This is a genomic window from Marinilabilia salmonicolor JCM 21150 (assembly GCF_000259075.1).
Lineage (GTDB): Bacteria > Bacteroidota > Bacteroidia > Bacteroidales > Marinilabiliaceae > Marinilabilia > Marinilabilia salmonicolor.
Map to the genome: position 1 here is coordinate 32,956 of NZ_AJKI01000006.1, position 17,479 is coordinate 50,434.

The 17,479-nt window shown below is 43.3% G+C and carries 4 protein-coding genes; 2 read left to right on the forward strand and 2 right to left on the reverse strand.

All coding sequences use genetic code 11. The features are described 5' to 3' along the window. Positions 1–226 precede the first annotated feature (226 nt). Both W7W_RS0105085 and W7W_RS0105090 read left to right on the forward strand, forming a co-directional pair. A complete protein-coding gene (locus W7W_RS0105085; RefSeq protein ID WP_010662749.1) occupies positions 227–2,290 on the forward strand; it encodes an acetate--CoA ligase family protein in 2,064 nt (687 codons plus the stop codon). A gap of 805 nt (positions 2,291–3,095) precedes the next feature. Further along, a complete protein-coding gene (locus W7W_RS0105090) occupies positions 3,096–3,356 on the forward strand; it encodes a hypothetical protein (protein WP_010662750.1) in 261 nt (86 codons plus the stop codon). A 286-nt stretch (positions 3,357–3,642) separates the two neighbouring features. Here W7W_RS0105090 and W7W_RS0105095 read toward each other — a convergent pair whose 3' ends face one another. Together W7W_RS0105095 and W7W_RS0105105 are read right to left on the reverse strand one after the other, a co-directional pair. Next, positions 3,643–14,568 carry a T9SS type A sorting domain-containing protein gene (locus W7W_RS0105095; RefSeq protein ID WP_010662751.1) on the reverse strand — a complete coding sequence of 3,642 codons (10,926 nt, stop codon included), beginning with the start codon at positions 14,566–14,568 and terminating at the stop codon, positions 3,643–3,645. 556 nt (positions 14,569–15,124) lie between these two features. Further along, positions 15,125–17,452, reverse strand: a complete 2,328-nt coding sequence (locus W7W_RS0105105; RefSeq protein ID WP_148660970.1) for a T9SS type A sorting domain-containing protein — start codon at positions 17,450–17,452, stop codon at positions 15,125–15,127. Positions 17,453–17,479: the final 27 nt, after the last annotated feature.

A 17,479-nucleotide genomic window follows, 5' to 3' on the forward strand; every position in this document is an offset into this window, starting at 1 on the left:
AATTGGTCGCCGCCGGCAAATACCCTACGCTGACTCAATCGGGTTTACACTCCCTTAAAACTTTCCTCTTCCTGCGAGCTAAGAGCTAAAAGTCACAAGTCACTCCATGCCCCATGCCCCATGCCCCATGCCCCATGCTCCATGCTCTTTGCCAAAATTCCCTGACAAAACTCAAAGAAAGTCTGTTCAGGAAAGCCTAACTTTGAAATATAAAACAGACACAACCATGATGAATGAGAGCCTGCTGAATCCCCAAAGCATTGTTGTAGTTGGCGGATCGGACGACATAAGCAAACCGGGAGGTAAACTCCTGAGAAACATCCTTGATGGCGGTTTTCAGGGAAAATTATCCGTCGTCAATCCTAAAAAAGAGACGGTACAGGGAGTTCAGTGCTTTAAGACCGTTGCCGACCTTCCTGAAAAGATTGATCTGGCCATTTTGGCCATCGCTGCACAACATTGTGTGCCTGCAGTGAAGGAACTGGCACAAACCAAAGGGACCCGGGCATTTATCGTTATATCAGCAGGGTTTAGTGAAGATGGTCCTGAAGGAGCTGAACTGGAAGAAGAACTCAGGAAAGCCGTCGAAGAAGTTGACGGCGCACTTATCGGGCCCAACTGTATCGGGATGCTCACTCCCACCTATAGCGGAATTTTCACCAGTCCCGTGCCTAAACTGGATCCACAGGGATGCGATTTTGTCTCAGGATCAGGCTCCACAGCAGTTTTCATCCTGGAATCTGCTCTTCCCAAAGGATTGACTTTCTCGTCGCTTATTACTGTTGGCAACAGTGCCCAGACAGGAATTGAAGAAGTCTTGGAATACTGGGATGAAACCTACATTCCCGGCAAAAGTTCCAATATCAAACTGATCTACGTCGAAAACATCAAAAACCCGGACAAGCTGCTGAAGCATGCCTCTTCTCTCATTCGCAAAGGATGCCGCATTGCAGCCATCAAATCAGGCATTACCGATGCCGGACAACGGGCCACCGCCTCACATACAGGTGCTTTGGCAAATTCCGATTCAGCCGTGGAGGCATTGTTCCGAAAAGCGGGAATTGTACGCTGCTTTGGTCGGGAAGAGCTCACCACAGTGGCATCCGTGTTTAATTACCCCAAACTGGAAGGTAAAAATTTGGCTATCATCACCCACGCCGGAGGTGCAGGGGTGATGCTTACCGATGCGCTCTCGGGGGGAGGACTGAACATTCCCGCCATTGAAGGCAAAGCCCATGATGACATCCTGAACATCCTGAATCCAGGGTCATCAGCCTCCAATCCCATTGACATTCTGGCTACCGGAACTGCCGAACAACTGGGACAGGTCATTGAATATTGCGACACGCAAATGGACAACATCCATGGGATGATTGTGATTTTTGGCAGCACCGGACTCTCACGGGTATTCGATGCCTACGAGATGATTGACCGTAAGATGAAGCAGTGCCGAAAGCCGGTATTCCCTATTTTGCCATCCATCAGCAGTGCGCATGAGGAGGTAGAGTTCTTTTTATCACACGGTCACATCAACTTTCCCGATGAAGTAGTGCTGGCCCGGGCTCTTACCAGTATCAACCAGACACCCGCCCCTGCGGATGAAGAAATCTTCACTGAAGGAATTGATATTCATGCCATCCGAACTGTCATAAAACATGCCCCTGAAGGCTTTTTGGATCCTGCAACCAACAATGAATTGCTGGAAGCTGCAGGCATTCCCATAGTGGAAGAAGGAATTGCCACTTCCAAAAAAGAACTCATCTCACTGGCCAAAAGACTCGGTTTTCCTTTGGCACTGAAAGTCATCGGGCCGGTGCATAAATCCGACGTGGGAGGGGTTACCCTCAACATCAAATCAGAAACACACCTCCTCTCCGAATACCGCCGGATGCGCAAAATCAAAGGGGTAAAATCCGTGCTGGTTCAAAAGATGCAAACCGGCACCGAGCTTTTCATCGGCGCAAAGTATGAACCCACTTTTGGCCATGTAATCCTCTGCGGTCTGGGCGGTATATTCGTCGAGTCGCTGGGTGATACCTCTTACGGTCTGGCTCCCCTTACCTTTGAGGAAGCCCGGTCCATGGTTCGCAGCCTCAAAGCCTATCCGGTCATTAAAGGAGCCCGCGGTAAAGAGGGCATCAATGAAGACAAATATGTGGAAATCATCGTTCGCCTCTCCACGCTACTCCGCTATGCCACCGAAATCAAGGAGATCGACCTGAATCCCCTGATTGGGAATAAGGATGAAATCATTGCTGTGGATGGGAGAATAAGGGTGGAAGCCCCCTAAATCCCCTCAAGGGGGAGTTTGGGAAGTGTTTAGGGGCTGTGGGAGCTAAGGTTGAGGTTGAGGCTGAAGCTGAGAGAATGCTCGTAAAATGGGATATTCCACTATATGATAAGCTTTTCTCCCCCTCGTTTCCGCACGAGGGGTTTTATAAACGTCGTCTCCTGACGACAAATAAGACTTCTGTCGCACCTCCGCAGCCTATTCTTTACCAGGACACTCTCCTGCTACCGGTCTGACACCGCTCTGCGGTTAAATTAAGTAGATTAAGCATGAATCTCTAACACAAAATCTTCCTTTTGGGGCATCCCCAACCCACCAGACCAAGGACTCAAAACTCTCAACCAACACATAACTCAACACCCAACTCAAAACACGCAACACTAATCCCTGAACCCAAAGCACTACTATCCCCCCATCGCGCTACCCCCTAACCCCCTGAAAGGGGAACCGCCACCCCGCAAACACAATCCGTAACTCTAAACACAAAACCCGAAACACATAACTCAAAACACAATATAACCCGAAAACCCAACCCCGCCTGCCCCCCCACAGCGCAACTCAAAGTCCCCCTTGGGGGGATTTAGGGGGCCCCTCTCTCTTTTCATCAAAGAAATTCCCCTATTTATCCAATCCTGTAGGCTGTTTCCTCATTTTTTGCAATCTTTGCGCATTGAAAAATAGTATAACGTGAGAAGGGAAAACAGGTTGTATCCGTTGCAGATAAATACCGCTCATCGAAACCTTTAGCACCTACAACCCGTAAGGAGATAGATATTACCATAAACAAAACAGTTATATAACCTGAATGAAGATCGGGAATAACATACATACTACAAGCAATAAAAAGGCCTACCGGAAACCGGTGTTGGAGGTGGTGGAGATTGATCGGGTGGTGCTTTTACAAGATCCATCTCTTGGAGACCCGGGGAGTGGTGAGGGACCTAGAGGTGCTGGCACTGGGACTATCAGTGGAGTTTCAAGTTTTCCGAATAATTCTTTACCATCAGAGTCGGACTATAAAAAAGAGAACCCTTTTGGTGGAGGAACCCCTAACTATCAGCGGTAGAAATTTTCTCAAAAACGGCATTAAAAGATAAAAGAAGAAGCTCGATAATCTTCAAAGGCTGAAATTCCTGAATAGGAGTTTTCAGCCTTTTTATTTTTTTTTGTAAGACACATTTATTAGCCTTGAAAAAAACGCGCTATAAGCCTAAAAAAGAAGCCCCGTTCCAACATTTCGGAACAAGGCTTCTTAACTTCACAGGGTTAACTGTGATATCGTGGGGGCCCCTTAAATCCCCCCAAGGGAGACTTCCTGAGAACCTTTATTTCTGATGTTATAGATGTCCAGCTTATCTGACTACCTTTTCTGTTTTAATAGTTCCACCGGTTTTTACGCGAACAACATAAACGCCGCTGTTATCAGGTAAATCTATTTCACTTTCCGTTTCATTTGTAGTAATCCTGTCCATTAAGCGGCCGTTCATATCCAACACTTCAATAAGTGCACCTGAAGACTGTAACAAGTCGGAACTAATTTTCACAAGCGCATATTCACTCCTTCCAATAATCGAAATATCTCCAGTATTAAACTCATCAGAATCATTAAGATTGGTTGGTATTTCCTGTGTTTTCTCCAGATGGAGAACAAATCTGTTATGCTCATGACCCTGATGAATAGGCATAAACACATATTCCGGATACTCCTTCATATTTACCCATGCTCCTGTTTCCTTATCCTCAAGAAATACATCATAATTGGCTTCAAATCGGGACAGATTAACCGAAATCTTTGTCTCCTCAATAATGCGGGTTCTAACACTCACTGGCAAAGAATATGCAGGCTCAGTCAACAAGAACTTTCCGTTAATACTAAAAGCATTTCCTCCAATGCGGGTATAGATTTCAGGAATATTTTTGGAATCATTAAATCGCTTTTCAGAATCCTCTCTTCCCTTTTCATCCATAAAATTATCCGAAAAGTAGATAACGGTTCCATCCAGGGCTTTTGAATTACTAATTTTCAACCGTATAATATTAACTTCCTGCGAACCACCAGATCCTGCACTCTTCAATCCAACACTATTATCCTTAACCCTTGTTTCCGGTGAAACTGTCAATGTTGAGTTTTCTTTTTCAGCCTTTATCCATACAGTCTGATAAGGCGGAATATAACTTACATTTTCCTCAGTCTGACCGAACGCCTCAGGAGGCAGAGCATACACCCCGGGATCATCATCCCCACCGTTGTTGTATGTTTGCCAGGTTCGCTCTCCACCAAAAGTTACCCGATTCCACATTGTATTACCAAAATCGCTTCGTCCCCACCCGGAAGGATCTTCCCAGTCTATAGCTGTTGGATATGGATTGGCAAACAAATGATGGTCAATTTCTGCAAAAGTTCTGGAAAGCTCACCAACATTAATCTCTCCTTCATAATCCAATACTTTATTCTGATAATACCAGGTACTAACACCTTCCATCTCGTTTAAGTCAATATCTCCAACCACTCTCAACCACTGGTTTCGTCCATTCTTGTAGCGAAGAACAAATACCCAATCAATCGAATTCGGGTCATTATTCAAATCCCCAAACCATGAAGCTTTTGCTTTTCCATCAACTTCAGAACGCAAAGGAGAACCGATATACCAGTAATAGTTCTTTGGCATATTCATAACTACATTCCCGATTCCTGCTTTAGTTGGTAATTCCGGCAAATACAAAGCAGCCAATGCATCTGCGTCACTTTCAAGGGTTATCTTTCCATCATTTACCACATCTCCGGTAACCTCCAACATCACCCCGGGCTTCACAACAAGGTTGGCATTCTCCTCGATGGTAAGCCAGGTAAGATTCATATCACTGGTTATTTCAGGAGCATGAACACTATTTCCTGAAATGGTAATATCTCCTGTTGATGGAACAACATTGGCACACCAGTTAACCGGATTGTTCCAGTCGGCATCCGCTGAGCCCATCCACAAGCCATCAGTAGCAACAACAGAAACTGCTATATCATTCGAAGTCGTGCTGCAACCATCTGCTGAAGTGGCTACCACATTCACAACGTCAGCATCCATAAGATTAACGGGTTCAAATGTTTCAGAAGCACCATTTTGCCCGGAAACTCCGTTAACAAAGAATTCATAGCTCAAACCAGTTATTGTTTCAGCAGGAATCGCTGTAAATACGGGACTATTGTTCACACACAAGGAACCTTCAATATTTGATTCCAATGTGACGCCGGATATGGCTTCATTTACAGTAATTCCAATTTCTCTCGGATCACTCTCTCCGCAATTATTTTCAGCTGTAACTGAAAGAGTTCCACTTGTAGCTGAAATACCAAAGGAAAGCGAAACAGAATTTCCGGTGCCGTTTATTATTACATCTTCACCGGAATAACTCCAGTTATAGTTCGATATGGTTACATCCAAAGGCACAGTGAATACCACATTGTTCACTCCCTGGCAAACTTCAGTGTCGTACTCGGTAAACTCACCAGGTTGATCCGCCAGAACCGGGAAAGTAATGGTAACCTCATCAGACGATGTGCACTCACCATTGCTGATGGTCCAAAGCAGGGTATAAGAGGAACCATTTGTGCCACTAAAATCGCTTGTAGCAACGGTTGGCTGATCAATAGTGCCTCCGGTTCCTGAAACAATGGTCCACAAACCTTCTCCCACAAGTGGATTATTACCTTCCAAAACAGTGGCACTGGCCCCACAAAGAGACTGATCTTCACCTGCATCGGCATCGGTAGGTGTGGCATATACTGTTACCTCTCCTTCATCCACTACACCAGTTCCGTTTCCATTGTCATAAGTGTAACCTGTCAATTGATAAACACCTGATTGTGGAGTAGACAATACATAAGGTATCGAAGTCACAGTTACCGCACTTTGGGCTACCCCATCAATGGTATAATTCAACACATAATTAAACGGCACAGGGAATGAGGAAGTGAAAGTAACAGGTATTCCTGCTGATGTTCCACAAATTGCACCATCGGGAGTTAACTTGGCTTTTGGCTTCACTGTATTCAATGTAGCCGATGTAAAATCCATCTCCCCGGCAGCAGGAACAGTCACTCTGGAATCAGTAATGATTGTTCCGTTATTATTAGACCCTGAGGCGGAAGATGAAATTTCTGTCCACTCTGATGCCAAAGCATCATAACCCACCACTAACAAATCATCCACTCCCCCAACAGTAATCAATGGAGTTACATCACTTGATGCATCCCAGTTAATAGAAATCCGGGCTTTGCTGCCTGAGGGCGCACTTACTTTCCAGTATTCTTTGGAGTTTACGTAAGTTACCGGATTATTATAGTTGGCATAGGTGGTATTGGGAGTAAAATACTCCACTTTCCAGTCAGTGATTCCGCTCTGTGTAGCCACCAGGGTAAGCTTGTTGCCCAACGCTCCGTCTTTTCCCACAGGAAATCTGAATGAATCGCCCTGGTTAATACGCTTGATAAGCGGACCATTAATATAAGAATCAGCCCGACCACCAACAGGTGAAACACTGGTGCCCAACGAATTGGTAATCGTCAATGGATTGGCATCTGAAGTATTAATGACACCACTGGTGAGTTGTAAAATACCCGAAATTTCAGTTGCTCCATTAATAGTAAGACCGCTGTTGTTATCAATCTCCAGATTGTTAAATGCATTGATGCCGTTGAAGTCTCCTGTTGCCCCACCAATGTTTTGCGCTGAATTTCCTGCAAAGCGCACGGTAGCTTCACTCCCGGCACCTGCTACAAAACGGCCACCATTGTAACGCTCCATTGTTCCACCGATAATCAGCGTTTTATTATTGACACTGTTGTCGAGCGTTGCACCGTCAATCACCAAACTGTTGCAAACAGTAAGGTTTTCATTCGGTAACACCCGGGTTCCGGTACCTGAAATTTTCAGATTGGGGATAGAGGTAAACAGGTCGGCTACGATATTGTAGTTACCCGATCCGCCAAATTCCAACGTTGAATTTCTACCACAGTCTAAAAAGTCGGTATAACGACCGGCAGGCATTACGGGACTCTCTACATATAGAGTCCCTTCCCCCTCGATGGATCCAAGATTGTGACCAATATACGGACTGACAATTTTCAATTGATCATTAATAATGGTACGATAAGCAAAACAGTTGTCTGCATCTGCGGTCACCGCTGCATTAATGATAACCACTGCACCATTGGGGCCGCCTTCCGGACAGGCAGGAGCATCCCCCACAGGTGTCCAGATATTTTTATCACTCCAGTTTCCTGAAACATTGGCTTCATAAGAAGGAACCTTATCAGGGATCTCCGATACAAAGCCTGCGGTATATTCACCACTTACAGTGTTGGCTCCACCAAAAGTAAAAGAAATGGTGTTGTTGCTCTCATCAACTTTATCTGTGGCAGCTCCGGGAGTTGCTTTACTCCAACTGGTTCCTGGAACAAGAAGTCTTGCTGCCACATAATTATTCTCGTCAGCAGCTGCCTGTAGAATATCGTCATCATGGTACACCATGTCAAAGCTGCCAGAGAATCCGCTGAGACCAGCGCTCTCTACCTCCCAGTAATAATCCAATACACGGAAAGGACTTTTGGCAGAAGGATGTTTTTCGTTGATGGTATTCACTCTTACAGAACCTACCTGGCTGTTTTGAGTAATATTAAGAACCGCCGGTGTGTATTTGCCCGCCAACCCCATAGGGAAGGTAAAGGTCTCCGGGGAACCTATCACCGGAAGATACTTTTTGATACCAATATTACTGTAAACCCCATCGGATGTGATCATTTTGAAATTATTAAAGTCGCTTCCCTGAATATCTGAGTTTACACCAAGGGTCAGTAAATTGTCGTTGATATCAAATATTCCATTCGACAATATCAGGTTATTTTCCAGTGTGATGTCATTTTCAAGTCGTGCTCCTTTACTATCGTTCAATTCCAAACGTCCGAACGTACCTGTTCCGGAAAGAAGATGTCGGGTATCTCCATTAATGAGCAGCACTCCCCCCGCATCATCATCACTTTCGTAATTGGCATTGTTAATCAGGTCACCTTCAATGGAAACCAGATTCGCACCCGTAATCAACCTGCCCGAAGCAAGCTCCATATCGTTAAAAACATTAACATCCCGACTAAGTGTAACAGAGGTGACCGGATTTATTTTCAGATCATAGAAATCAGTAGCAGTGTTTCCTTCGATGCTTTGTTCTCCGCCGCTGAAAGTTGTAAGGTTATTATAATGATTGTAAGTTCCGTTGTTTACCATATTCCCTTTGATGATCAGGTCAATATCAAACTCACTATTCGCGTCAAAAACTGAGTAGGTGTTACTCAAAGTCATATCTCCTTGTAATGTAAGGGCGCTCACCATCATTTTCACCATAGCATCAGAGCCGGCAGCACCTGTGACTGTAAGATTATTCAACGGAACGTTTGCATCCACCAGATAAGTCTGGTCTCCTGTTGAAGCGACGAAAACAATCTCTCCACCTGTAACATTGGAGGTCTCCGGTCTCAGATATAGGTCTCCATAGCTGTTGCCGCCACCACCACGCAAGATCTTTAAGGTTCCACCTGACATATTAAATCTACTGCCGGCATTGAGTACTTCCAGTTTGGCATTGGTAGTAAGAGTCTTGCGACCATTAATGGTCACTTCTCCCCCACTTTGCAAATAACTCAGGATGCCACTGGTAGTTGCCGGATTGCGTCTAATCTGCCCGTTGACAACCAGTTTTCCACCTCTCACATCAATGGTTGAGGCACCACCTCCGGCATATTCAATGTCATTGTTATTATTCCGGCTGTTAGGATCACCCACATATACCTCCCCCTTTACAATAGTCAATTTTCCATTGAGGAAAAGGTCATTATTATCAGAATTGTCATCCCCAATGAGTACCCGCCTATTGTTCGAGTTATCATAATCAACGTACAATCCTGCCGTTGAAGGAATAGTAAACGGAGTGGATGTAGAAATAGTAAAATCTGAATTGGGATTTACACGTTTGTATTCCAACGTACCATTCTCCAGGGTCAGCCAATTGTTATCGGGAGTATTAAGATCACCCGCAATGTCGATGGTCAGTTTGGTGGACTGTGAAGAGCCTTTGTTAACTGTTACTTCTTCAAACTGCGTATCAGGGGCGCCGGAAGTATTGGTGATTTTGGCATCACTATCTCCGAAGAAAGTAACCGGGATACCGGAAAAATCACAACCCGCATAAGCATTAGCTCCATTCCCAAATGAAGCATTATTTACAAGGTCGCCACCAATCTTAAAACTTTGGTTATTGGCATTACTGTAAACCTGAATACCGGCTCCCTCGCTAACAACAAGATCGCCTTCAATTATAAAGTTTTGTGCCAGATTCCCGTTATCATAAAAGATCAAAGCACCACCCTCCAAATTAAAGTTACCCTTAATTGATATTGTTTTAGCCTTTTTCCCGGCTGGACTGGTAGGATAATTTGAATTCCAGGTAGGTGCATACCATCCCTCAGAAGTCAATCCCTGAGTGGTTAAATCACCATAAATGGTAACATCTGTATTTCCAAAGATAATATTAGATCCCCCCATTGGTGTCACTACAAGATTTCCATAACTTTCAATGTCATTTGGCAACCAATAAGTAGTTCCTGCCGTATTATTGATTGTGTACAACTCTGTTGTACCCAGGTTTTTATTAAAATCAGTAAAATCTCCTTTAGGGAGTTCAAAGGTACTTCCTGATGAATAAGCGGTACTGACCCTCAACAATCCATTGCCATTGGGATGAGACATTACAATGCCAAAGTTACTGGCAGGACTATATTTTACATCCAGTACTCCACCTGTTTCAATTTGAAGAGTTGCGCAATTTTGAACATCTTCATTTTTAGTATTTCGATTTGGATAACCGTTCCTATTTGTTGAACGTTCCAACGAAACAGTATGCCCAGTCCCAATAATCACAACATCTCCTTCTGCGGGAATTCTGGATGCAGCATTACCGGAATGCCCGGTTGTTGACCAGGTATTTGTTTGATTCCAATTACCTGAGCGACGACTGTAAAATTTTGAAGGTTCTCCAAAAGCAGTTACTACTCCTGCTGTATAATCCCCGTCAATAAAATCAGTACTTAATCCGGGGGATGTCCAATCAGAAATGGTATTATTTCCTGAGTTGACACTGGATGCTGTCCCATAGTTCCATGTATAATTCCCGGCATCATATACAGCGGGGATATAATTCGATTCAGTGCCGCTGACATCGGATTGGTTGTAAACAAAACTATGGGTAACCTTTCCTTCATAACCGGTAAAACCTTCCGACTTCACTCTCCAGAAGTAATCCAGGGAAACATTTTCAGCAGTTACTACTGGGTGGGCATAATTCACCGGCACAACCGTAATACTGCCATAGCTGCCCGGAGCGGAACTGAACCCCATTGCTGCAGGAGTATAACCTTCTACCCCCACAGGAAAAACCCGGGATGCAGTTGAATTATATGCGATGGTTAATCCGCCATCACCCGCGTTTCCGGCAGTTTGAATAAACCGGTCGTTACCGGCTCCCGAAATAGCAGCATCTGCTCCCAACCTCAGGTTTTGTGTATCAATATTAATATGCTTAGCACTCGAGAATGTTAATGTTCCGTCAACAGAAATATCAGCAGTTAGAGACACAGGTGCTGCAGCTCCATTGTTATTATTGAGGGTCAGGTTTCCAAATGCGCCGTTGCCATCACCTCCAATAGTCTGAACTGACGATCCGTTAAGTTGAATAGATCCATCGCCAGTATGAGTCCCCGAATTGGTCACGTTTCCTTTTACAAACAACGTTTTTCCACCATCATCGAATATCCCCTTGGTTAAGGTAAATGCTCCCTGCACCGTCAAGCCGGTCATATCTCCATCCAAACTCAAAACCCCACCATCTTTACTAACCGTCAAATCTGCCAGTCCGTCATTTCCATTGTTTACCGTACCGCTTACAGAAAACAGCTGATCAACTTTACCATTAAAAAGAGTGGTATTGGTTCCTGAATGGTAAGTGCCATTGGCTGCAATATTAAAATCACCACCCACTGTTACATCCAAATTGTTAGCTCTCAGCCCACCGCGTGTTAGATCGATATTTTTTATTACCGTCAATGCATAATCATCGTTCAATGTAAGCAGTGCGCCTGCATTTGAGCGATCTACAACAATGTTTCCAAAGGGTGCTTGTGAGCGTATCTTAAAATCATTATTGCCATTGAGCGAAAGGAATTTAAACGTTCCGCCTGTTACATTGATGTTGTTATCGGCCGAAAAGATATCAACTGCGTAGTTGTTACCTCCACAAACATCATAGATCTCTACCTCTCCACCGGACATTGCAAAAACATTGGCCTCCGCATTGATGTTAAAAGTTCCTTTACTTCCCTCAAGCCCAGAAGTTGATGTGTTGGTATTTATGGTTGCCTGTGAAACAGCTCTCAAATCAGCAGGTGAATTGTACTGCGAAGGCGTACGCTGATAGCGACCGCGCAAAGCAAGCGTTCCTCCTGTTTGCATGTAAGAAGCCAGTCCTGATGCACCTCCTGCTGCTCTAAACTGCTTGGCATCGATGTATCCGCCATTTATATCCAGCTGTCCTGAAGCCTTGTCCCAGGTAATAAGGCCACCAGACTCCCTGGTGGAGAAATAACCGTCATCCACCTGAAAGCGACCATAAATTGAGAAGGAGGATGCATTGGAACCTTTGTTTACTCCGTTAACTTCTCCTGTTCCACCCGAAACGCCATAAGCAGCATTCACTTCGGCATAATTATCGGCAGTATTCAGTAAAATCACCTCCGGCCCATTAAGCAACAAGGCGCCGTTCACAGGAATATAGTAATCACTATTGGGAGTACCTCCGCCACCGCCTTCAGTCAAAGAGGGAATGACTGTAAGTCCTGTCAGTTCCAGAGTTCCTGTTCGAATCCAGAGTGCCTTTTTAAGGTTGGGATTTTCCTCCGTAGCACCGTTGGTGTCTCCACCTGAACTATTGGCGCCAAAAAGGCGAAAGTTTTCGTAAGCTGATGAATAAACAGTCAACTTATATGTCTGATCCAAACCTTTGTCAAGAACCAGGTTGTAAAAATCCGTGGTACCGTTACAGGTAAGCTTATTGTTGCCTGCACCCTGGAAATAGACCGTTGCAGCACCTGTTTTTCCGCTGGCTGACGGAAAACTGTTAAAAACAGGATAATCAAGGTTGGTGAAACGAACCGTACCATTGTTGGTAAAGTCGCCTTTCAATATTACGGTATGAAAATGGGTGTAGTAATCCAAAAACGGGGCGGTTCCACCTGTAATGCCATTAGGATTATTTGTAGTGTTGGTTTTTCCTGTGCCTGTGATTATTGATGCACCATTATCGACTGTCACATTGCCATTCACGGTAAGGCTTAGCGGATTGGTGACGCTGTTATTGCCAATTCGGAAAGTCCCCGATTCTACCTGAAAGTCCCCGTTGATGGTAATATCATTGAGGAGGGAAGCTCTATTGCCGGTGGTATTTATAATTAAATTATTGTAAACACTTTGAGCGGGCAGCTCAAAATCTGAGGAGTTGTAATACTCTGTTGTTCCTCCACCGGATTGGACAAAGTCATTTATTAATACTGATGGAAAGTTATCAGAGGCAAGCCGGAATGTCCCGGTTCCCCGCAATGCTTCAAAGCCATTAACAAACTGAAATTCTGACTGATCCAAAATCCCGCCATCATTAATGGTAGCATCCAGTCTTGATGTCGACACATCCCCTTCAAGACGAACTACCCTTCCATCCAAAATGGTAACTTTATCATTTTCGCCGGGGATATCCGTCGCAGTCTGAGTGGTACCGCCAGGATCATGGGTCCAGGTATCAACAACGTCCCAATCGCCAGATTTATAGGAATAATAATGCGTAGATGGAGTGTGAGAAATGCCATACCTTGTCGCCAAATCATCATTTATCGCGATTTCCTCAGCAGGTAAAAGAGATTGATCATAATATATAATTTCTGCAATTTCCCCTCTGAAATTAGCCCCTCCACTCTGGTTGCCACCATTTTCATCACGCGTACCACCATCCGTAAAACCGATGGATATATCTCCTGAATGTGCATTTATAGAAGAGATTGAGCCATTTGAAGACTGATTGGAAAAAAGAGAATTGTTCAACTTCGCAGACAGGTCTCCCTTATTCCAGTTGAATGAGAGCACGTATTTTGTATTGGCAGTTACGGATTCGTAAACTGTTAATCGCTCTGCTCCATTATTATTATAAATTGTTACGTAAACATTGTTGTTCTTTATAAAAACACCTATTCCATTTGTCCCTCCACCTTGCTCATATAAATATTGGGTTCCTGATACATCAGAACCGGTTTTAAAAGCAAGCGCCATGGTTCTCTCATCACCATTGTAACCATTTCCGGAATTAATTCTGCCGTCATCCGTTATATTTAGCTCTTGCGAACCATCAAAGGACAACACCTCTTGATTATTCATTTCTATAGAAACAACCTGATTTGGCCCGTCAGGATCGGGAGTGGCATCATTGCCGTTACCGGATTGATCTGCCCATTCAGATATCGGGTTTGAACCACTAACACCCAGATCGCCACGAAGCCAATAAACCAAATTGACACCATTTCCTCCGGGGATCTTTGAACCGGTTATCTCTACGTCGTCAATATTCCATCCTGAATAGTTCCAACCAGAATCCGTAGAGCCTATAGCAAAACGTAATTTCACATTAGGGTTGTCATTTGCACTTACCGGTAATTGAATACTTTGTAAACTCCAGGAAGATTCTTGCAAAGTAGTATTAGGATTTTCCCATATATTTATCCAGGTTGTACCATCGTAGTAATCAATGTAGCCATGATCGTAATAACTCTGTTCTAAGTTCAACCATCGTTGAAAATTAAGAGTAATATTTGCGTAACCCGAACAATCAATTGTTGGTGATTCGGCTATGTAGGCTCGATCGCCAAGATAATCGGAGTACGCCCCATCCAAATCAGTACCTATAACGTTTGTTCCGCTATAAGCATCTGTAGGATTTGGGTTACCATGACTACCACTTCCTCCTGCAGGTGCTCCCCGTTCAAACTCTCCTGTCAAAGTCCATCCCTGGTCTGTTTCAAAATCATCAAAAAACATTGTTTCCTGGCCAAAAGAGCTATTTGTAAATAACACAAGGATAAAACCGACCAAAACTGGCTTAGCAATTTTAAACAAGCAAATGGGATATATTAATTTCATATCTAAACCTGTATAATTAATTTTCTTATTACAAATTCTGCCTGTATTACAGACAAATTAACTTTCACAAAAATATACTCTATCACTTACCTTTTACCCCACTTAAATCAACACAGTTGGAACTATTACACGAATACGTTCAAACCATTGACAAGTGACAAAAAAATATAGATTTTGAAAAAGGAATTTTATCGAAACCGTACTGACTAGTGTCGGTCCATAAACTAAGCTATGCTTGCTACAGGTCATGTGTATTTTTAGAATATGCTAGTTGAAATCCCGATGCTTCGGGATGCGAAGCCGCTAAAAGCGGAGTCCCGATGCTTCGGGATGAGTATTTTGCCGGCAAGCGTAACGCAGCAAATGGTACTTTATGGACGGACACTAACTAAAAGCCCCGTTCCAAAAATATGGAACAAGGCTTTATCTTCACAGGGTAATGAAGTGATATCGTGGCCCCTTAAATCCCCCAAGGAGGGCCTTTGGGGAATAGACATGGTTAATTTACAAGTTCTCTTTACACATTTGGCCCATGCCTTAAGAACAGGAATAATATCTATCTGGCAAACTTTTCAGTTTTGACAGTTCCTTCTGCTATAACCCGAACCACATAAACGCCATGGAAAGCAGGCAGTGAAACTTCGGTTTCTGAACTTCTGGTTTTAACGGTATCCAGCATACGTCCACTCATATCCAGCAATTCAATGGTTGCGTCGGAAGAGTAGAGCAATTCAGGACTAATACGTACCAATACATCTTCCTTTTGTCCCAGAATGGTCACAGAGTCATCATTTTTGGTTTCCTCTTCGATGGCTGTGGCTACCGACTGTACTTTTGAAAGGTGCAAGACAAAACGATCATGATCATCTCCCATTTGACGGGGAGTGTAAACATACTCTTCAACATCTCCCAAATTAATCCATGAACCGGTTTCTTTATCTTCCAGTACCACTTGGTAATTGTTGGAAAATTCGTTCAGGTCAACTGAAAGTTTTACTTCTCCTTCAATTCTGTTGCGAACACTCAAAGGGATAGAATAATTGGAAGCGGAAAGCGATGGAAGACTATTAATGGCAAGTGGCTTATCATCTATTCTTGTATATAATTCAGGAAAAGCCTTTGAATCATTGAATCTCTTGTCTCCATCAAAACTATCATAACCGGTTGCCCCGTTATTATTAAAGAAAATTACCGCACCATCAACTATTTTATCATTTTTGGCCTTAATTCTTAAAACGTTCATTTCTGATTGCTCAGAAGAACTGGCACTTTTAAGAGGTAAAGATCCTTTGGCTTTAACTTTTGAATTTTCAGAAACCGTAAAGGTTGCATCGCTTTTTTCTGCTTTAATCCAGACTGTTTGATATGGGGCAATAAAACTCTCATTCTCTTTTGAATAACCCAACACTTCAGGATCGATGGCAGAAAAGAAAGTATTGTATGTTTGCCAGGTTCTGTATGTTTCTCCATCAAAACCCTTTCGAGTAACTCTAAACCACATAGTTTGAGAGAATTTCAGTCCGTCACGATTTTCTTGTTCCAACACATCCCAGTCTATTGAGGTTGCATAAGGGTTTCCTAATAAATAGAAATCAGGCTGACCATAAGTCGCAGAAACATCTCCTGAGTTCAGCTCTCCTGTATAGTCCAATTGCTTTTCCTCATCGTAGTACCAGGTACTCACACCTTCCAACGGATTTAAAGTAATATCGCCTACAACACGCAACCACTTATTTTTTCCATTACTTTCTCTAAGAACAAAAACCCAGTCTTTTGCATCTGGCTCATTATTGAGGCTGCCAAACCAATCAGCCCTTGCGTCTGCCAATGGCGTACTCAGGTACCAATAGTTATTCTCAGGCACTTTAAGCCTCACATTGGCCTCTCCAACTTTGGCTGCATTCTCAGGAAGCATCAAAGAAGCCAGTTGATCTGCTTCAGACTCTAAAACAAACTGCCCGCTATTAGATACATCTGTTGTAACATCAAGAGAGGCACCGGGCTTTATGACCAACTTAGCACCCTCAATAATTGTAAGTTTTGACAGTGTAATATCACTATTAATTTGAGGAGCATTGTCTGATATTTCAATTTTCACTGAAGAATCAAACTTTGGCAGTTTATTTCCTTTCCAGTTATCCGGATTAGACCAATCGGTATTTTCTGAACCAATCCATGAAATTACCGGATTCAACATTCCAATACTTTCTATAAGATCTTTAAGATCGGAGTCTTCACCGCTATTCAATAGATCATCCAGATCTCCATAAGAATTGTCATCTTCTAAAATACTTCCTTCAGGATAAGAAATTTCGGCATCGGGATTAATAATATATAAATCATCAGGTTTGGCTTTAAGCCCTCCTCCAGAATGCGAGAAGTCTCCACCAACAATAAGGTTACCTTTATTCTGTACATGGGTATTAGAAGAAGTTGAGAAGTCACCTTTCACGATGATATCTCCATTTGATTTCAGGTTACTTCCGGTAGATGAAAGATTACCATGTACAATTAAAACACCCCCTTTATCAACCTGAATTCCGGCAGAACCTTCCAAATTACCAAAAATCTCAACATACCCGTCTTTGGTAACAGTCAGTCCGCTCCAGTTATTATTGTAGTAGTTTTCCGTAACAATAAAAGTTCCGTTGACGATAACATCTACCGGGTTGAGTTCTCCGTTTCTTGTTATACTGCCATTGATAGTCATTTTTTTATCCACAGTACCATCGGCAGAGGGTGCGTTACCTTTTTTCCATACATCAGTTTGCTCAAAATCACCATCTGCATTACGCTCAGTTTCGTAATCGCCACCTGGCTTGGCATTGATGTTCAAAGCTCCAACAAAAATTAACCCAATTAATGTGTAGTAAAAACGTTTCATAATATCACTAAATTTAACCCTGTTCAA